The organism is Pseudonocardia sp. Ae717_Ps2, assembly GCF_001932475.1.
GTDB lineage: Bacteria > Actinomycetota > Actinomycetes > Mycobacteriales > Pseudonocardiaceae > Pseudonocardia.
Map to the genome: position 1 here is coordinate 48,992 of NZ_MCIS01000004.1, position 16,052 is coordinate 65,043.

Here is a 16,052-nt window from a genome sequence, read left to right on the forward strand (position 1 = left end):
GGCCTATATCGAGGAAGGGCAGGCGTCGAGACGGGCTGTGGAGCCGCTGGGGCGAGCCGCTGCCTGTTTCCGGGGTGGGGAAGTGCCCTCGTCGCGTAGCGCCGCGCTGGGGGGCTCTAGGTACGCTGTGGGTAGCCACGTTGGCCGGTGCTCCGATCGCTTCGCAGGGTGACCATTTCCGGCCGACGTGCGGGCCCCCGGGATGCCAGTCCTGGGGGCTCACTTCTGTGTCGACCTGGTTGCTAACTCTGGCCTGATCAGGCCGCTACCTCGTGGAGGCGCGCCGCGCCGTCCGCGATCTCGTCCCAGTAGCGGGCGTAGTCGGCGTCCTCCGAGGGGCCCATCAGCCGCGGTCCGCGGACCCGGCCCAACGGCCGGGCGGGTGCCTGGACCAGCGCGACCCCGGGCGGGGCGAGCTGGTGCTCCTCGAGGTGATCGCGGGCGGACTGGCCGTGGAGCATCACCAGGGCCTCCGGGTCGTCGAGCCGGAAGCTGATCCGCAGGCCGAGCTGACCGCGCTCGAAACCACCGACGACGGTCGCGTCCGCGCGCTGGGTGACCACCATCAGCCGCAGGCCCGCCTTGTGTCCCTCGGAGACCAGGCGGCCGTAGAGCGCGAGGAGCTGCTCACGCATCTTCGGCTGGCCCTTCTCGACCGGGGCCGTCGACGCCAGGCGCAGCAGCCCGGCGAACTCTTCGAGCACGACCACGATCAGCGGGAACCCGGCATGGAAGCGGGTGAACTTGTCCCGGCGAGGCGGCAGGTTCCGGATCCGGGTGTCCATCTCCGCGACCAGGCGGACCAGCAGATCCCGGTGTGCCTCAACGTCGGCCGACCCGGTGGCCTGCCACTCGTGGTGCCGGGTACCCACGTAGGGACGGCCCAGAAGCAACCCAGACAGGTCAGACCCCGCGATCAGGACATCGTCGAGGCGGGCGAGCTGCGCCAGCGCCGAATAGCACCACACGCTCTTGCCCGAGCGGGTCGCGCCCTGAATGCAGACGTGCGGCCCCTCCACCCAGGACTGGCGCAGAGGGTTGCCGAGCTCGTCTCGGGCGATGGTGATCTCCACGTCGGAGACCGACAGCCCGCGGCCGGCCAACGGAGCCGGGACCTCGCCGTCGAGGGGGTCGCCGATCAGCAGCTCGATCCGGACCCACTCCGATCCGCGCGGGTAGACCCGGATCCGGTCATAGCCCAGCGCCGCCGCGATCCGCCGCGACGCCTCGTCAGCACGGAAGTCCTCGATGAGCTGGCCGTGGATCTTGCGCACCACCAGCACCGGGTCCGGCCCCGACAGGTCCGCCCGGGCCAGGGTCGGGATGACGATCGTGGTGCCGGAGGCGACCTGCACCGTGTGCGAGAGCCCCGGAACCCGCTCACAGACCCGGCGCCACGGGTTCACCAGCCGGTCGACGAACTCGCGGGCGGCCCGATCCTCGGCGCGCTGCCTGCTCCACATGATCAGTGCTCCTGTCGTGAAGACGGCCCCGGTCCGGGAGGGGGTTCTCCGGGCCGGGGCCGTGGTCGAGCGGGGGTCAGTTGCTCAGCGGGCGATGAGGGCGGCGACCGCGGTAGTGACGGCGACACCAACAGGGATCTGCACCTGGTGGTGGACGGCCTGATCCATCAGGGCGCGACCGTTCACTCCGTGATCAGCCAGGCCGTGGAACCGCTTCTGTCGGCCGATCCGGGCGCCGTGCTCGTCACGCTGGCGACCCGGGATCGCGGCAAACCGAGCGAGCAGACGGCCGTCATCGATCACCGCATGCACCACGCCCTCCGCCACCACGCCGGTGAGCTGGGCCAGCCACGGGACCCGGACACCGGCAGTCCGGTAGAACGCCCACTTCGTGACGGCCTGCGCCGCGGCATAGGTGGAGGCGTGCAGAGCAAGTTCCCGGCGACCCTGCCCGGTGCGGTGCTGCTTGTGGGCCGACATGCAGTCGTCCTGGGCCAAGTAGTCCCCGCCGTGATGACCCAGCAGGGCCCCCAGCGCCGTCAGGACGGTGATCGCGATCCGCTCGGACATGCCTTTGCTCCTTGATCAGCTAGCGACAGCGGTGGAGGTGGTCGACACGAGTGCGCCGGTGAAAGCCCAGCCGTCGCAGCGGGGGCACTGATCCGGCAGGCGGCCGCCGTCGTCCGGGATCTCCTCGGCGTGCTGGCACGAGGTGCAGGTCAGCACCACCAGCACGAGGCCCATCTGGCCGTCGAGCACCGGCCACCGGCGGCCCGCCATCACGCGGCCTGCTCGTTCTTCCGGCCCGAGCCGCCGATCGGGCGGATCGCGTCGGCGCGGTAGTAGACCTGCGCCCCGACGACCTTGTCCTCACCGGTGTTCTTGTCCTTGATCGTCTTGTCCATCACGCCGACCTCGAAGCCGACCAGCTCGCAGGGCATCCCGGGCTGAAACCCGTGGCGCGGGTCCTCGTGCGACGCGATCGTCACGTTCAGCACCGAAAACGACGGCCGCCCGAACGCCTGGAACCCCACCGTGACCTGGGCAACCCACTTCGGGGTGCCGTTCCGCAAGCACTCCTGATCGGTGTCGCTGCCGAACTTCAGCTTCGGCGCCAGGTCCATGACCATCACCATCGTGAAACTCGTCGGGTCGATCTTGAAGTTCATCGGGCCCTGGTTCGACATGCGCATCTCCCATGTTTTTCGATCCGCCACTCCGGGGCCAGACCGTCCTGTGGTTCTTGTCCTCAGTTCGCAGCCTCGAAGGTCTGGACGTCTGGACTGATAGAACTACCGTAGCATGAGTCCCCTCAAAGGTCTAGACGTATGAATCAGAGGAGGTCAGACGATGGCCCGGAAGTACGAGAAGATCGCCCGCGAGCTGCGAGAAAGGATCACCAACGGCACCTATCCGCCGGGGTCGACCCTCCCCGCACTCCCCGAGTTGATGGCGACGTACGAGGTAGCGCGGGAGACCGTGCGCAGCGCGGTGTCGGCCCTTGCCAACGAGGGCCTGGTGACGCCGCTGTCAGGTGTCGGAACAGTCGTGCGCGACCTCGGCACCGTGGACATGCACAGCCAGCCCGGAGACGCGCATCCCGCGTGGGGGAGCACCACCGGGGATGACTCAAAGATCGAGACCGTCGAGGCGTCCTACGACGTCGCGAACCACGAAGTAGCGCAGCGCCTCGGCATTGGCCGGGGGGATCGGGTTGTCCACCGAGTCCGGCGGTACTACAAGGGCCGCCACATCGTGTTGCTGCACGATCAGTGGCTCCCAGGCGAGGTAGGTGCGCGAATCCACTCAGAGACCGGGTACGACCCGGCCGACAAGGACGCCCACGAGCGGACCGACCTGTACTCGTTCATGCGCGAGGCCGGATACCAGCCTGCACAGACAACCGAACGAGTGAGCACTCGGATGCCTGACCCGGACGAACGGGACGTCATGTCGATCCCGCCTGGCGTACCCGTGCTGATCACGCTGCGGACCACGCGCGACGCGAGCCAGATCGAGCTGGAAACCAGCACCTTCGTAGCAACTGGTGATCGAGCAGAGCAGACCTACACAGTGGCGATGTAGGTTCCTGGCCAATCGCGGCAGAGCCCCCATCGCCGCGGTTGGCCGGCCAGTCCGGCACTCATCAGTTGTCAGTAATACCTGACTGGCAACGTCAGGGCTTCTTGACAGCATTGCCAAGCTGTCCTGACAGTTAATTGTCAGGCTATCTTGACGATTGGTTATTTCGCCAGGCAAGCTTGACTGACAGTGTCAAGGAAGGATGACTGACAAATGGCTCCCGTGAAGGACTTGAGCGGCCCCTGGAACGTCACCACCACGCATCCGGCTGCCGGTGAGCACGAGGGTCACGCGCTGGGGATCGTCGCCGGGCAGGACGACGAGCCGATCAGCAACGACACCGTGGAAGTGCACGTGCGGTACGCGTCGTGCTCGTGCGGGTGGTCCGGCCAGCTGCGCACCGCCCCCGGTGCCCGCGAGCAGCCTCTGCGGACCCGCCGGTACCGGGCTCAGACCCGGGAGGTCCTGCGCCCCGAGTGGGATGCCCACGTCGGTCAGTGGCTCCCTGAGCCGCTGTCGGCCCCGGACCCAACCGAAGACACCCCCGCCGCCCCGCCGGAGCCGCAGGGAGCATCTGAGCGTCCACAGCGACGGCGGCCGAGCAAGCGCGCCAAGCCGGTCGAGCCGACGGCCGCGCCGGAAGCCGCGGCCGTCGTCGTCGAGGACCAGGCGGTGCCCGAGCCCGACCCCGGAGCTCGTCTAGTCGAGGCCGCTGCCGTCGCCGGTACCGCAGCCGCCGCTGCCCGCCGAGCGAACGACGCCCTCACCGACGCCGTACGCGAAGCGCGCCAAGCCGGGATCTCCTGGGCCAAGATCGGCGCCGCCACGTCGATGAGCCGCCAGGCCGCACACGAGCGCTGGCGCGTCCTCTGACCACAGCCCGTCACTGACCCAGATCAAGATCAAATGCACCACCGCACCACCGCACCACCGCACCACCGCACCACCGCACCTATGCATCACATGGTCTTGAAGGCCGCGTAGCCACCCACCGTGTTCAGCTGCATCGTCGTCGTATCGACGACACGGCGTTTCCTTAGGAAAACGCCTAACTTGGGTCCGCCGGAGGCGCCCACCCAGACCACGCCCCTGGCCGAAGATCATCAGATGATGCATAGGTCCTGGCGGTCCTGGCGGTCCTGGCCGTCGCCCTCAGAGCGCCGTAGCGGGCCGGTAGTAGCTCCGGCGCCGTTCCCGGCGCTGTTCGGGGTCTTCGGCCGCGAGCGCGGCTTTGAGCCACGCAAACGGGGCGTCTCCGGGGTCGAGCTGGACGGCGCGTTCGGTGGTGTCAGCCCTCGAACTCGAAGGCCCAGGCCCCGGGCGTCGAGCCAGGCGCGCGCGGCGGGAACTCCGCGTGGCGAGTCGCGATGATCAGGTCTCCGCGACCGGGTAGATCTTCTTCCAGCTCCGGGCCGGGAGGACTCCTGCCAGCTCTCCACTCCGTCTTCTTCGGCGATCTCCTCGTCCTTGACCTCGGTGACCCCGCAGCGCTGCTTGAGGCCCGTTGGACCACACGAGCTGCTGCATGCCGTGGCTGCCCTGTTCCCACTCCTGCCAGAGCGCGACGTCGCGCTCGTTGCCGGTGTCGATCGCGTCGGCGAGGATCTGGAACGGCGTGCGGGAGCCGCGCTTGCCGCGCTTCCACCGGCCACCGGCGGTCTCGAAGGCCAGCTTCGAGATGTACTTGCCCATCTTCTCCACCGCGCCGTTACCGACCCGCACGTCGATGCCGTGCTCGGCGGTGGCGCTCATGCCCTTCTTCGCCAGCCCCGCGGCCCAGCGGGTGTAGACCTCGCAGGTCAGAGCAGGAAATCTCCGCGCTCACATCGGTCGGGAAGATCAACAGGGCGTGGATGTGGAGGTGCAGCCGTTGGGGTCGGTGTGGGTGCCCTCCACTCCCCGGACATAGTCCATGTCCAGGTCCGTCTTCCACCGCTTCCACCCCCGCGACTGTGTGAGGTGGTCGCCACGCCGCGCTCAGCGCTCGGCGAAGTTCGCGCAGGCTGTGGCCCCGGTGGTGGCGCATCGTCAGGGTCAGCAGTGCGACCGTGCCCCCCGGTCGGCGTTCCAGTTGATCAGCTGTTCGAGATCCTTCGAGCGGCGCGCACTGATCTTGGCCGAGCACACCGGGCACGCCCACACGCTGCCGCAGGTCGCCAGGCCGCCGAAGCCTGCGGTGCCCGGTTCCCCCTCCGGTCCGGGCGTGTGGTGCAACGAGACCTCTCCACCCTCGTTGGTCGAGACCCGACCGCACTTCTTGACCCGCGACAGGCTCGTGATCGCGGCCAGCTCCCGGCGAGCCCCGGTACTTGTCGCGTAGCGCCTGATCCTGGCGGTCCCAGAAGGCCCCCGCGTGGTCCTGACCTGCGGTGGCCGCACTTTTCGCGTCGTTACAAGCGCGGCCGCCGAAGGGCGCACCGAAGCCAGCGCGGCCGTCACCGCACACCGCACGACGACGACGGCCGTGTCCGGCACCCGGCAGAGCCGGGCACCGGCCCGCCTCAGCCTCCGGCCGGCGGGCCGGGCCCGGCACTGCAAGCGCACACCTACGGCGACGCCGACAAACGGTCCGGTGCCAGCTGCGAGGGCGTGGTGCCCTCCCTCGAACGGCCGAGGATCGAATGCTGATCAGAACCCGTCAAGGGCGGCTGCGCCGTCGCTCCGCGATCTTCGACCCTTGACTGAACCTGCCCAGCCTTCAAGCGGCTATATCGAGGAAGGGCAGGCGTCGAGACGGGCTGTGGAGCCGCTGGGGCGAGCCGCTGCCTGTTTCCGGGGTGGGGAAGTGCCCTCGTCGCGTAGCGCCGCGCTGGGGGGCTCTAGTACGCTGTGGGTAGCCACGTTGGCCGGTGCTCCGATCGCTTCGCAGGGTGACCATTTCCGGCGACGTGCGGGCCCCGGGATGCCAGTCCTGGGGGCTCACTTCTGTGTCGACCTGGTTGCTAACTCTGGCCTGATCAGGCCGCTACCTCGTGGAGGCGCGCCGCGCCGTCCGCGATCTCGTCCCAGTAGCGGGCGTAGTCGGCGTCCTCCGAGGGGCCCATCAGCCGCGGTCCGCGGACCCGGCCCAACGGCCGGGCGGGTGCCTGGACCAGCGCGACCCCGGGCGGGGCGAGCTGGTGCTCCTCGAGGTGATCGCGGGCGGACTGGCCGTGGAGCATCACCAGGGCCTCCGGGTCGTCGAGCCGGAAGCTGATCCGCAGGCCCGAGCTGACCGCGCTCGAAACCACCGACGACGGTCGCGTCCGCGCGCTGGGTGACACCATCAGCCGCAGGCCCGCCTTGTGTCCTCGGAGACCAGGCGGCCGTAGAGCGCGAGGAGCTGCTCACGCATCTTCGGCTGGCCCTTCTCGACCGGGGCCGTCGACGCCAGGCGCAGCAGCCCGGCGAACTCTTCGAGCACGACCACGATCAGCGGGAACCCGGCATGGAAGCGGGTGAACTTGTCCCGGCGAGGCGGCAGGTTCCGGATCCGGGTGTCCATCTCCGCGACCAGGCGGACCAGCAGATCCCGGTGTGCCTCAACGTCGGCCGACCCGGTGGCCTGCCACTCGTGGTGCCGGGTACCCACGTAGGGACGGCCCAGAAGCAACCCAGACAGGTCAGACCCCGCGATCAGGACATCGTCGAGGCGGGCGAGCTGCGCCAGCGCCGAATAGCACCACACGCTCTTGCCCGAGCGGGTCGCGCCCTGAATGCAGACGTGCGGCCCCTCCACCCAGGACTGGCGCAGAGGGTTGCCGAGCTCGTCTCGGGCGATGGTGATCTCCACGTCGGAGACCGACAGCCCGCGGCCGGCCAACGGAGCCGGGACCTCGCCGTCGAGGGGGTCGCCGATCAGCAGCTCGATCCGGACCCACTCCGATCCGCGCGGGTAGACCCGGATCCGGTCATAGCCCAGCGCCGCCGCGATCCGCCGCGACGCCTCGTCAGCACGGAAGTCCTCGATGAGCTGGCCGTGGATCTTGCGCACCACCAGCACCGGGTCGGCCCCGACAGGTCGCCCGGGCCAGGGTCGGGATGACGATCGTGGTGCCGGAGGCGACCTGCACCGTGTGCGAGAGCCCCGGAACCCGCTCACAGACCCGGCGCCACGGGTTCACCAGCCGGTCGACGAACTCGCGGGCGGCCCGATCCTCGGCGCGCTGCCTGCTCCACATGATCAGTGCTCCTGTCGTGAAGACGGCCCCGGTCCGGGAGGGGGTTCTCCGGGCCGGGGCCGTGGTCGAGCGGGGGTCAGTTGCTCAGCGGGCGATGAGGGCGGCGACCGCGGTAGTGACGGCGACACCAACAGGGATCTGCACCTGGTGGTGGACGGCCTGATCCATCAGGGCGCGACCGTTCACTCCGTGATCAGCCAGGCCGTGGAACCGCTTCTGTCGGCCGATCCGGGCGCCGTGCTCGTCACGCTGGCGACCCGGGATCGCGGCAAACCGAGCGAGCAGACGGCCGTCATCGATCACCGCATGCACCACGCCCTCCGCCACCACGCCGGTGAGCTGGGCCAGCCACGGGACCCGGACACCGGCAGTCCGGTAGAACGCCCACTTCGTGACGGCCTGCGCCGCGGCATAGGTGGAGGCGTGCAGAGCAAGTTCCCGGCGACCCTGCCCGGTGCGGTGCTGCTTGTGGGCCGACATGCAGTCGTCCTGGGCCAAGTAGTCCCCGCCGTGATGACCCAGCAGGGCCCCCAGCGCCGTCAGGACGGTGATCGCGATCCGCTCGGACATGCCTTTGCTCCTTGATCAGCTAGCGACAGCGGTGGAGGTGGTCGACACGAGTGCGCCGGTGAAAGCCCAGCCGTCGCAGCGGGGGCACTGATCCGGCAGGCGGCCGCCGTCGTCCGGGATCTCCTCGGCGTGCTGGCACGAGGTGCAGGTCAGCACCACCAGCACGAGGCCCATCTGGCCGTCGAGCACCGGCCACCGGCGGCCCGCCATCACGCGGCCTGCTCGTTCTTCCGGCCCGAGCCGCCGATCGGGCGGATCGCGTCGGCGCGGTAGTAGACCTGCGCCCCGACGACCTTGTCCTCACCGGTGTTCTTGTCCTTGATCGTCTTGTCCATCACGCCGACCTCGAAGCCGACCAGCTCGCAGGGCATCCCGGGCTGAAACCCGTGGCGCGGGTCCTCGTGCGACGCGATCGTCACGTTCAGCACCGAAAACGACGGCCGCCCGAACGCCTGGAACCCCACCGTGACCTGGGCAACCCACTTCGGGGTGCCGTTCCGCAAGCACTCCTGATCGGTGTCGCTGCCGAACTTCAGCTTCGGCGCCAGGTCCATGACCATCACCATCGTGAAACTCGTCGGGTCGATCTTGAAGTTCATCGGGCCCTGGTTCGACATGCGCATCTCCCATGTTTTTCGATCCGCCACTCCGGGGCCAGACCGTCCTGTGGTTCTTGTCCTCAGTTCGCAGCCTCGAAGGTCTGGACGTCTGGACTGATAGAACTACCGTAGCATGAGTCCCCTCAAAGGTCTAGACGTATGAATCAGAGGAGGTCAGACGATGGCCCGGAAGTACGAGAAGATCGCCCGCGAGCTGCGAGAAAGGATCACCAACGGCACCTATCCGCCGGGGTCGACCCTCCCCGCACTCCCCGAGTTGATGGCGACGTACGAGGTAGCGCGGGAGACCGTGCGCAGCGCGGTGTCGGCCCTTGCCAACGAGGGCCTGGTGACGCCGCTGTCAGGTGTCGGAACAGTCGTGCGCGACCTCGGCACCGTGGACATGCACAGCCAGCCCGGAGACGCGCATCCCGCGTGGGGGAGCACCACCGGGGATGACTCAAAGATCGAGACCGTCGAGGCGTCCTACGACGTCGCGAACCACGAAGTAGCGCAGCGCCTCGGCATTGGCCGGGGGGATCGGGTTGTCCACCGAGTCCGGCGGTACTACAAGGGCCGCCACATCGTGTTGCTGCACGATCAGTGGCTCCCAGGCGAGGTAGGTGCGCGAATCCACTCAGAGACCGGGTACGACCCGGCCGACAAGGACGCCCACGAGCGGACCGACCTGTACTCGTTCATGCGCGAGGCCGGATACCAGCCTGCACAGACAACCGAACGAGTGAGCACTCGGATGCCTGACCCGGACGAACGGGACGTCATGTCGATCCCGCCTGGCGTACCCGTGCTGATCACGCTGCGGACCACGCGCGACGCGAGCCAGATCGAGCTGGAAACCAGCACCTTCGTAGCAACTGGTGATCGAGCAGAGCAGACCTACACAGTGGCGATGTAGGTTCCTGGCCAATCGCGGCAGAGCCCCCATCGCCGCGGTTGGCCGGCCAGTCCGGCACTCATCAGTTGTCAGTAATACCTGACTGGCAACGTCAGGGCTTCTTGACAGCATTGCCAAGCTGTCCTGACAGTTAATTGTCAGGCTATCTTGACGATTGGTTATTTCGCCAGGCAAGCTTGACTGACAGTGTCAAGGAAGGATGACTGACAAATGGCTCCCGTGAAGGACTTGAGCGGCCCCTGGAACGTCACCACCACGCATCCGGCTGCCGGTGAGCACGAGGGTCACGCGCTGGGGATCGTCGCCGGGCAGGACGACGAGCCGATCAGCAACGACACCGTGGAAGTGCACGTGCGGTACGCGTCGTGCTCGTGCGGGTGGTCCGGCCAGCTGCGCACCGCCCCCGGTGCCCGCGAGCAGCCTCTGCGGACCCGCCGGTACCGGGCTCAGACCCGGGAGGTCCTGCGCCCCGAGTGGGATGCCCACGTCGGTCAGTGGCTCCCTGAGCCGCTGTCGGCCCCGGACCCAACCGAAGACACCCCCGCCGCCCCGCCGGAGCCGCAGGGAGCATCTGAGCGTCCACAGCGACGGCGGCCGAGCAAGCGCGCCAAGCCGGTCGAGCCGACGGCCGCGCCGGAAGCCGCGGCCGTCGTCGTCGAGGACCAGGCGGTGCCCGAGCCCGACCCCGGAGCTCGTCTAGTCGAGGCCGCTGCCGTCGCCGGTACCGCAGCCGCCGCTGCCCGCCGAGCGAACGACGCCCTCACCGACGCCGTACGCGAAGCGCGCCAAGCCGGGATCTCCTGGGCCAAGATCGGCGCCGCCACGTCGATGAGCCGCCAGGCCGCACACGAGCGCTGGCGCGTCCTCTGACCACAGCCCGTCACTGACCCAGATCAAGATCAAATGCACCACCGCACCACCGCACCACCGCACCACCGCACCACCGCACCTATGCATCACATGGTCTTGAAGGCCGCGTAGCCACCCACCGTGTTCAGCTGCATCGTCGTCGTATCGACGACACGGCGTTTCCTTAGGAAAACGCCTAACTTGGGTCCGCCGGAGGCGCCCACCCAGACCACGCCCCTGGCCGAAGATCATCAGATGATGCATAGGTCCTGGCGGTCCTGGCGGTCCTGGCCGTCGCCCTCAGAGCGCCGTAGCGGGCCGGTAGTAGCTCCGGCGCCGTTCCCGGCGCTGTTCGGGGTCTTCGGCCGCGAGCGCGGCTTTGAGCCACGCAAACGGGGCGTCTCCGGGGTCGAGCTGGACGGCGCGTTCGGTGGTGTCAGCCTCGAACTCGAAGGCCAGGCCCCGGGCGTCGAGCCAGGCGCGCGCGGCGGGAACTCCGCCGTGGCGAGTCGCGATGATCAGGTCCTCCGCGACCGGGTAGATCTTCTTCCAGCTCCGGGCCGGGAGGACTCCTGCCAGCTCTCCACCTCCGTCTTCTTCGGCGATCTCCTCGTCCTTGACCTCGGTGACCCCGCAGCGCTGCTTGAGGCCGTTGGACCACACGAGCTGCTGCATGCCGTGGCTGCCCTGTTCCCACTCCTGCCAGAGCGCGACGTCGCGCTCGTTGCCGGTGTCGATCGCGTCGGCGAGGATCTGGAACGGCGTGCGGGAGCCGCGCTTGCCGCGCTTCCACCGGCCACCGGCGGTCTCGAAGGCCAGCTTCGAGATGTACTTGCCCATCTTCTCCACCGCGCCGTTACCGACCCGCACGTCGATGCCGTGCTCGGCGGTGGCGCTCATGCCCTTCTTCGCCAGCCCCGCGGCCCAGCGGGTGTAGACCTCGCAGGTCAGAGCAGGAATCTCCGCGCTCACATCGGTCGGGAAGATCAACAGGGCGTGGATGTGGAGGTGCCAGCCGTTGAGGTCGGTGTGGGTGCCCTCCACTCCCCGGACATAGTCCATGTCCAGGTCCGTCTTCCACCGCTTCCACCCCCGCGACTGTGTGAGGTGTCGCCACGCCGCGCTCAGCGCTCGGCGAAGTTCGCGCAGGCTGTGGCCCCGGTGGTGGCGCATCGTCAGGGTCAGCAGTGCGACCGTGCCCCCCGGTCGGCGTTCCAGTTGATCAGCTGTTCGAGATCCTTCGAGCGGCGCGCACTGATCTTGGCCGAGCACACCGGGCACGCCCACACGCTGCCGCAGGTCGCCAGGCCGCCGAAGCCTGCGGTGCCCGGTTCCCCCTCCGGTCCGGGCGTGTGGTGCAACGAGACCTCTCCACCCTCGTTGGTCGAGACCCGACCGCACTTCTTGACCCGCGACAGGCTCGTGATCGCGGCCAGCTCCCGGCGAGCCCGGTACTTGTCGCGTAGCGCCTGATCCTGGCGGTCCCAGAAGGCCCCCGCGTGGTCCTGACCTGCGGTGGCCGCACTTTTCGCGTCGTTACCAAGCGCGGCCGCCGAAGGGCGCACCGAAGCCAGCGCGGCCGTCACCGCACACCGCCACGACGACGACGGCCGTGTCCGGCACCCGGCAGAGCCGGGCACCGGCCCGCCTCAGCCTCCGGCCGGCGGGCCGGGCCCGGCACTGCCAAGCGCACACCTACGGCGACGCCGACAAACGGTCCGGTGCCAGCTGCGAGGGCGTGGTGCCCTCCCTCGAACCGGCCGAGGATCGAATGCTGATCAGAACCCGTCAAGGGCGGCTGCGCCGTCGCTCCGCGATCTTCGACCCTTGACTGAACCTGCCCAGCCTTCAAGCGGCCTATATCGAGGAAGGGCAGGCGTCGAGACGGGCTGTGGAGCCGCTGGGGCGAGCCGCTGCCTGTTTCCGGGGTGGGGAAGTGCCCTCGTCGCGTAGCGCCGCGCTGGGGGGCTCTAGGTACGCTGTGGGTAGCCACGTTGGCCGGTGCTCCGATCGCTTCGCAGGGTGACCATTTCCGGCCGACGTGCGGGCCCCCGGGATGCCAGTCCTGGGGGCTCACTTCTGTGTCGACCTGGTTGCTAACTCTGGCCTGATCAGGCCGCTACCTCGTGGAGGCGCGCCGCGCCGTCCGCGATCTCGTCCCAGTAGCGGGCGTAGTCGGCGTCCTCCGAGGGGCCCATCAGCCGCGGTCCGCGGACCCGGCCCAACGGCCGGGCGGGTGCCTGGACCAGCGCGACCCCGGGCGGGGCGAGCTGGTGCTCCTCGAGGTGATCGCGGGCGGACTGGCCGTGGAGCATCACCAGGGCCTCCGGGTCGTCGAGCCGGAAGCTGATCCGCAGGCCGAGCTGACCGCGCTCGAAACCACCGACGACGGTCGCGTCCGCGCGCTGGGTGACCACCATCAGCCGCAGGCCCGCCTTGTGTCCCTCGGAGACCAGGCGGCCGTAGAGCGCGAGGAGCTGCTCACGCATCTTCGGCTGGCCCTTCTCGACCGGGGCCGTCGACGCCAGGCGCAGCAGCCCGGCGAACTCTTCGAGCACGACCACGATCAGCGGGAACCCGGCATGGAAGCGGGTGAACTTGTCCCGGCGAGGCGGCAGGTTCCGGATCCGGGTGTCCATCTCCGCGACCAGGCGGACCAGCAGATCCCGGTGTGCCTCAACGTCGGCCGACCCGGTGGCCTGCCACTCGTGGTGCCGGGTACCCACGTAGGGACGGCCCAGAAGCAACCCAGACAGGTCAGACCCCGCGATCAGGACATCGTCGAGGCGGGCGAGCTGCGCCAGCGCCGAATAGCACCACACGCTCTTGCCCGAGCGGGTCGCGCCCTGAATGCAGACGTGCGGCCCCTCCACCCAGGACTGGCGCAGAGGGTTGCCGAGCTCGTCTCGGGCGATGGTGATCTCCACGTCGGAGACCGACAGCCCGCGGCCGGCCAACGGAGCCGGGACCTCGCCGTCGAGGGGGTCGCCGATCAGCAGCTCGATCCGGACCCACTCCGATCCGCGCGGGTAGACCCGGATCCGGTCATAGCCCAGCGCCGCCGCGATCCGCCGCGACGCCTCGTCAGCACGGAAGTCCTCGATGAGCTGGCCGTGGATCTTGCGCACCACCAGCACCGGGTCCGGCCCCGACAGGTCCGCCCGGGCCAGGGTCGGGATGACGATCGTGGTGCCGGAGGCGACCTGCACCGTGTGCGAGAGCCCCGGAACCCGCTCACAGACCCGGCGCCACGGGTTCACCAGCCGGTCGACGAACTCGCGGGCGGCCCGATCCTCGGCGCGCTGCCTGCTCCACATGATCAGTGCTCCTGTCGTGAAGACGGCCCCGGTCCGGGAGGGGGTTCTCCGGGCCGGGGCCGTGGTCGAGCGGGGGTCAGTTGCTCAGCGGGCGATGAGGGCGGCGACCGCGGTAGTGACGGCGACACCAACAGGGATCTGCACCTGGTGGTGGACGGCCTGATCCATCAGGGCGCGACCGTTCACTCCGTGATCAGCCAGGCCGTGGAACCGCTTCTGTCGGCCGATCCGGGCGCCGTGCTCGTCACGCTGGCGACCCGGGATCGCGGCAAACCGAGCGAGCAGACGGCCGTCATCGATCACCGCATGCACCACGCCCTCCGCCACCACGCCGGTGAGCTGGGCCAGCCACGGGACCCGGACACCGGCAGTCCGGTAGAACGCCCACTTCGTGACGGCCTGCGCCGCGGCATAGGTGGAGGCGTGCAGAGCAAGTTCCCGGCGACCCTGCCCGGTGCGGTGCTGCTTGTGGGCCGACATGCAGTCGTCCTGGGCCAAGTAGTCCCCGCCGTGATGACCCAGCAGGGCCCCCAGCGCCGTCAGGACGGTGATCGCGATCCGCTCGGACATGCCTTTGCTCCTTGATCAGCTAGCGACAGCGGTGGAGGTGGTCGACACGAGTGCGCCGGTGAAAGCCCAGCCGTCGCAGCGGGGGCACTGATCCGGCAGGCGGCCGCCGTCGTCCGGGATCTCCTCGGCGTGCTGGCACGAGGTGCAGGTCAGCACCACCAGCACGAGGCCCATCTGGCCGTCGAGCACCGGCCACCGGCGGCCCGCCATCACGCGGCCTGCTCGTTCTTCCGGCCCGAGCCGCCGATCGGGCGGATCGCGTCGGCGCGGTAGTAGACCTGCGCCCCGACGACCTTGTCCTCACCGGTGTTCTTGTCCTTGATCGTCTTGTCCATCACGCCGACCTCGAAGCCGACCAGCTCGCAGGGCATCCCGGGCTGAAACCCGTGGCGCGGGTCCTCGTGCGACGCGATCGTCACGTTCAGCACCGAAAACGACGGCCGCCCGAACGCCTGGAACCCCACCGTGACCTGGGCAACCCACTTCGGGGTGCCGTTCCGCAAGCACTCCTGATCGGTGTCGCTGCCGAACTTCAGCTTCGGCGCCAGGTCCATGACCATCACCATCGTGAAACTCGTCGGGTCGATCTTGAAGTTCATCGGGCCCTGGTTCGACATGCGCATCTCCCATGTTTTTCGATCCGCCACTCCGGGGCCAGACCGTCCTGTGGTTCTTGTCCTCAGTTCGCAGCCTCGAAGGTCTGGACGTCTGGACTGATAGAACTACCGTAGCATGAGTCCCCTCAAAGGTCTAGACGTATGAATCAGAGGAGGTCAGACGATGGCCCGGAAGTACGAGAAGATCGCCCGCGAGCTGCGAGAAAGGATCACCAACGGCACCTATCCGCCGGGGTCGACCCTCCCCGCACTCCCCGAGTTGATGGCGACGTACGAGGTAGCGCGGGAGACCGTGCGCAGCGCGGTGTCGGCCCTTGCCAACGAGGGCCTGGTGACGCCGCTGTCAGGTGTCGGAACAGTCGTGCGCGACCTCGGCACCGTGGACATGCACAGCCAGCCCGGAGACGCGCATCCCGCGTGGGGGAGCACCACCGGGGATGACTCAAAGATCGAGACCGTCGAGGCGTCCTACGACGTCGCGAACCACGAAGTAGCGCAGCGCCTCGGCATTGGCCGGGGGGATCGGGTTGTCCACCGAGTCCGGCGGTACTACAAGGGCCGCCACATCGTGTTGCTGCACGATCAGTGGCTCCCAGGCGAGGTAGGTGCGCGAATCCACTCAGAGACCGGGTACGACCCGGCCGACAAGGACGCCCACGAGCGGACCGACCTGTACTCGTTCATGCGCGAGGCCGGATACCAGCCTGCACAGACAACCGAACGAGTGAGCACTCGGATGCCTGACCCGGACGAACGGGACGTCATGTCGATCCCGCCTGGCGTACCCGTGCTGATCACGCTGCGGACCACGCGCGACGCGAGCCAGATCGAGCTGGAAACCAGCACCTTCGTAGCAACTGGTGATCGAGCAGAGCAGACCTACACAGTGGCGATGTAGGTTCCTGGCCA

At 68.7% G+C, this 16,052-nt stretch carries 22 protein-coding genes; 5 read left to right on the forward strand and 17 right to left on the reverse strand.

Annotated elements, in window-relative coordinates; genetic code table 11:
- Positions 1–257: 257 nt before the first annotated feature.
- The 4 genes from Ae717Ps2_RS30165 to Ae717Ps2_RS30180 all read right to left on the reverse strand — a co-directional run bounded on the left by Ae717Ps2_RS30165 (position 258) and on the right by Ae717Ps2_RS30180 (position 2,656).
- A complete protein-coding gene (locus Ae717Ps2_RS30165) occupies positions 258–1,463 on the reverse strand; it encodes a hypothetical protein (RefSeq protein ID WP_075334494.1) in 1,206 nt (401 codons plus the stop codon).
- Positions 1,464–1,547: 84 nt separating this feature from the next.
- Positions 1,548–2,033: a DUF3307 domain-containing protein gene (locus Ae717Ps2_RS30170; RefSeq protein WP_075334488.1), complete on the reverse strand. Its 486-nt coding sequence runs from the start codon at positions 2,031–2,033 to the stop codon at positions 1,548–1,550.
- Positions 2,034–2,048: 15 nt separating this feature from the next.
- On the reverse strand, positions 2,049–2,243 hold the full coding sequence (locus Ae717Ps2_RS30175; protein ID WP_075334489.1) for a hypothetical protein: 195 nt from the start codon (positions 2,241–2,243) through the stop codon (positions 2,049–2,051).
- A complete protein-coding gene (locus Ae717Ps2_RS30180; RefSeq protein WP_075334490.1) occupies positions 2,243–2,656 on the reverse strand; it encodes a hypothetical protein in 414 nt (137 codons plus the stop codon). Before Ae717Ps2_RS30180 ends, Ae717Ps2_RS30175 begins: the two co-directional genes overlap by 1 nt.
- Before the next feature lie 157 nt (positions 2,657–2,813).
- On the opposite strand from Ae717Ps2_RS30180, the gene Ae717Ps2_RS30185 reads away from it, so the two are divergent.
- On the forward strand, positions 2,814–3,548 hold the full coding sequence (locus tag Ae717Ps2_RS30185) for a GntR family transcriptional regulator (RefSeq protein WP_075334491.1): 735 nt from the start codon (positions 2,814–2,816) through the stop codon (positions 3,546–3,548).
- A 210-nt stretch (positions 3,549–3,758) separates the two neighbouring features.
- Complete coding sequence (locus tag Ae717Ps2_RS30190) at positions 3,759–4,418, forward strand: hypothetical protein (protein WP_143510659.1); 660 nt, start codon at positions 3,759–3,761, stop codon at positions 4,416–4,418.
- 498 nt (positions 4,419–4,916) lie between these two features.
- Here Ae717Ps2_RS30190 and Ae717Ps2_RS36635 read toward each other — a convergent pair whose 3' ends face one another.
- The 7 genes from Ae717Ps2_RS36635 to Ae717Ps2_RS30225 all read right to left on the reverse strand — a co-directional run bounded on the left by Ae717Ps2_RS36635 (position 4,917) and on the right by Ae717Ps2_RS30225 (position 8,898).
- A complete protein-coding gene (locus Ae717Ps2_RS36635; protein ID WP_143510665.1) occupies positions 4,917–5,297 on the reverse strand; it encodes a hypothetical protein in 381 nt (126 codons plus the stop codon).
- 282 nt (positions 5,298–5,579) lie between these two features.
- Positions 5,580–6,020: a hypothetical protein gene (locus Ae717Ps2_RS36640; RefSeq protein WP_143510667.1), complete on the reverse strand. Its 441-nt coding sequence runs from the start codon at positions 6,018–6,020 to the stop codon at positions 5,580–5,582.
- Between the two features lie 482 nt (positions 6,021–6,502).
- Positions 6,503–6,775 (reverse strand): hypothetical protein, encoded by a 273-nt coding sequence (locus tag Ae717Ps2_RS37565; RefSeq protein ID WP_075334501.1) that lies wholly within the window; start codon positions 6,773–6,775, stop codon positions 6,503–6,505.
- 35 nt (positions 6,776–6,810) lie between these two features.
- Complete coding sequence (locus tag Ae717Ps2_RS30210) at positions 6,811–7,518, reverse strand: hypothetical protein (protein ID WP_143510671.1); 708 nt, start codon at positions 7,516–7,518, stop codon at positions 6,811–6,813.
- Positions 7,519–7,789: 271 nt separating this feature from the next.
- Positions 7,790–8,275 (reverse strand): DUF3307 domain-containing protein, encoded by a 486-nt coding sequence (locus Ae717Ps2_RS30215; protein WP_075334488.1) that lies wholly within the window; start codon positions 8,273–8,275, stop codon positions 7,790–7,792.
- Between the two features lie 15 nt (positions 8,276–8,290).
- Positions 8,291–8,485 carry a hypothetical protein gene (locus tag Ae717Ps2_RS30220; RefSeq protein WP_075334489.1) on the reverse strand — a complete coding sequence of 65 codons (195 nt, stop codon included), beginning with the start codon at positions 8,483–8,485 and terminating at the stop codon, positions 8,291–8,293.
- On the reverse strand, positions 8,485–8,898 hold the full coding sequence (locus tag Ae717Ps2_RS30225; RefSeq protein WP_075334490.1) for a hypothetical protein: 414 nt from the start codon (positions 8,896–8,898) through the stop codon (positions 8,485–8,487). The genes Ae717Ps2_RS30220 and Ae717Ps2_RS30225 overlap by 1 nt, the downstream gene beginning before the upstream one ends.
- 157 nt (positions 8,899–9,055) lie before the next feature.
- Between Ae717Ps2_RS30225 and Ae717Ps2_RS30230 the strand changes: the two genes are divergently transcribed.
- Both Ae717Ps2_RS30230 and Ae717Ps2_RS30235 read left to right on the forward strand, forming a co-directional pair.
- On the forward strand, positions 9,056–9,790 hold the full coding sequence (locus Ae717Ps2_RS30230) for a GntR family transcriptional regulator (RefSeq protein ID WP_075334491.1): 735 nt from the start codon (positions 9,056–9,058) through the stop codon (positions 9,788–9,790).
- Positions 9,791–10,000: 210 nt separating this feature from the next.
- The gene (locus Ae717Ps2_RS30235) at positions 10,001–10,660 is read left to right on the forward strand and encodes a hypothetical protein (protein ID WP_143510659.1); all 660 of its coding nucleotides are present in this window, start codon (positions 10,001–10,003) and stop codon (positions 10,658–10,660) included.
- Between the two features lie 279 nt (positions 10,661–10,939).
- On the opposite strand, the gene Ae717Ps2_RS30240 is transcribed toward Ae717Ps2_RS30235, so the two are convergent.
- The 6 genes from Ae717Ps2_RS30240 to Ae717Ps2_RS30265 all read right to left on the reverse strand — a co-directional run bounded on the left by Ae717Ps2_RS30240 (position 10,940) and on the right by Ae717Ps2_RS30265 (position 15,149).
- A complete protein-coding gene (locus Ae717Ps2_RS30240) occupies positions 10,940–11,812 on the reverse strand; it encodes a hypothetical protein (RefSeq protein WP_233147838.1) in 873 nt (290 codons plus the stop codon).
- 8 nt (positions 11,813–11,820) lie between these two features.
- The gene (locus tag Ae717Ps2_RS30245; protein WP_075334504.1) at positions 11,821–12,225 is read right to left on the reverse strand and encodes a hypothetical protein; all 405 of its coding nucleotides are present in this window, start codon (positions 12,223–12,225) and stop codon (positions 11,821–11,823) included.
- A gap of 525 nt (positions 12,226–12,750) precedes the next feature.
- Complete coding sequence (locus Ae717Ps2_RS30250) at positions 12,751–13,956, reverse strand: hypothetical protein (RefSeq protein WP_075334494.1); 1,206 nt, start codon at positions 13,954–13,956, stop codon at positions 12,751–12,753.
- Positions 13,957–14,040: 84 nt separating this feature from the next.
- The gene (locus tag Ae717Ps2_RS30255; protein ID WP_075334488.1) at positions 14,041–14,526 is read right to left on the reverse strand and encodes a DUF3307 domain-containing protein; all 486 of its coding nucleotides are present in this window, start codon (positions 14,524–14,526) and stop codon (positions 14,041–14,043) included.
- A 15-nt stretch (positions 14,527–14,541) separates the two neighbouring features.
- Positions 14,542–14,736 carry a hypothetical protein gene (locus Ae717Ps2_RS30260; protein ID WP_075334489.1) on the reverse strand — a complete coding sequence of 65 codons (195 nt, stop codon included), beginning with the start codon at positions 14,734–14,736 and terminating at the stop codon, positions 14,542–14,544.
- Entirely contained in the window at positions 14,736–15,149 is a 414-nt protein-coding gene (locus Ae717Ps2_RS30265) for a hypothetical protein (RefSeq protein WP_075334490.1), read from the reverse strand. The genes Ae717Ps2_RS30260 and Ae717Ps2_RS30265 overlap by 1 nt, the downstream gene beginning before the upstream one ends.
- Positions 15,150–15,306: 157 nt before the next feature.
- Between Ae717Ps2_RS30265 and Ae717Ps2_RS30270 the strand changes: the two genes are divergently transcribed.
- Entirely contained in the window at positions 15,307–16,041 is a 735-nt protein-coding gene (locus tag Ae717Ps2_RS30270; RefSeq protein WP_075334491.1) for a GntR family transcriptional regulator, read from the forward strand.
- Positions 16,042–16,052 lie beyond the last annotated feature (11 nt).

Excerpts from the sequence above, each read along its gene's own strand:
- Ae717Ps2_RS30165 (WP_075334494.1), bottom strand. The coding sequence starts at position 1,463 with ATGTGGAGCAGGCAGCGCGCCGAGGATCGGGCCGCCCGCGAGTTCGTC.
- Ae717Ps2_RS30170 (WP_075334488.1), bottom strand. The coding sequence starts at position 2,033 with ATGTCCGAGCGGATCGCGATCACCGTCCTGACGGCGCTGGGGGCCCTG.
- Ae717Ps2_RS30175 (WP_075334489.1), bottom strand. The coding sequence starts at position 2,243 with ATGGCGGGCCGCCGGTGGCCGGTGCTCGACGGCCAGATGGGCCTCGTG.
- Ae717Ps2_RS30180 (WP_075334490.1), bottom strand. The coding sequence starts at position 2,656 with ATGCGCATGTCGAACCAGGGCCCGATGAACTTCAAGATCGACCCGACG.
- Ae717Ps2_RS30185 (WP_075334491.1), top strand. The coding sequence starts at position 2,814 with ATGGCCCGGAAGTACGAGAAGATCGCCCGCGAGCTGCGAGAAAGGATC.
- Ae717Ps2_RS30190 (WP_143510659.1), top strand. The coding sequence starts at position 3,759 with ATGGCTCCCGTGAAGGACTTGAGCGGCCCCTGGAACGTCACCACCACG.
- Ae717Ps2_RS36635 (WP_143510665.1), bottom strand. The coding sequence starts at position 5,297 with ATGAGCGCCACCGCCGAGCACGGCATCGACGTGCGGGTCGGTAACGGC.
- Ae717Ps2_RS30215 (WP_075334488.1), bottom strand. The coding sequence starts at position 8,275 with ATGTCCGAGCGGATCGCGATCACCGTCCTGACGGCGCTGGGGGCCCTG.
- Ae717Ps2_RS30220 (WP_075334489.1), bottom strand. The coding sequence starts at position 8,485 with ATGGCGGGCCGCCGGTGGCCGGTGCTCGACGGCCAGATGGGCCTCGTG.
- Ae717Ps2_RS30225 (WP_075334490.1), bottom strand. The coding sequence starts at position 8,898 with ATGCGCATGTCGAACCAGGGCCCGATGAACTTCAAGATCGACCCGACG.
- Ae717Ps2_RS30230 (WP_075334491.1), top strand. The coding sequence starts at position 9,056 with ATGGCCCGGAAGTACGAGAAGATCGCCCGCGAGCTGCGAGAAAGGATC.
- Ae717Ps2_RS30235 (WP_143510659.1), top strand. The coding sequence starts at position 10,001 with ATGGCTCCCGTGAAGGACTTGAGCGGCCCCTGGAACGTCACCACCACG.
- Ae717Ps2_RS30240 (WP_233147838.1), bottom strand. The coding sequence starts at position 11,812 with ATGCGCCACCACCGGGGCCACAGCCTGCGCGAACTTCGCCGAGCGCTG.
- Ae717Ps2_RS30250 (WP_075334494.1), bottom strand. The coding sequence starts at position 13,956 with ATGTGGAGCAGGCAGCGCGCCGAGGATCGGGCCGCCCGCGAGTTCGTC.
- Ae717Ps2_RS30255 (WP_075334488.1), bottom strand. The coding sequence starts at position 14,526 with ATGTCCGAGCGGATCGCGATCACCGTCCTGACGGCGCTGGGGGCCCTG.
- Ae717Ps2_RS30260 (WP_075334489.1), bottom strand. The coding sequence starts at position 14,736 with ATGGCGGGCCGCCGGTGGCCGGTGCTCGACGGCCAGATGGGCCTCGTG.
- Ae717Ps2_RS30265 (WP_075334490.1), bottom strand. The coding sequence starts at position 15,149 with ATGCGCATGTCGAACCAGGGCCCGATGAACTTCAAGATCGACCCGACG.
- Ae717Ps2_RS30270 (WP_075334491.1), top strand. The coding sequence starts at position 15,307 with ATGGCCCGGAAGTACGAGAAGATCGCCCGCGAGCTGCGAGAAAGGATC.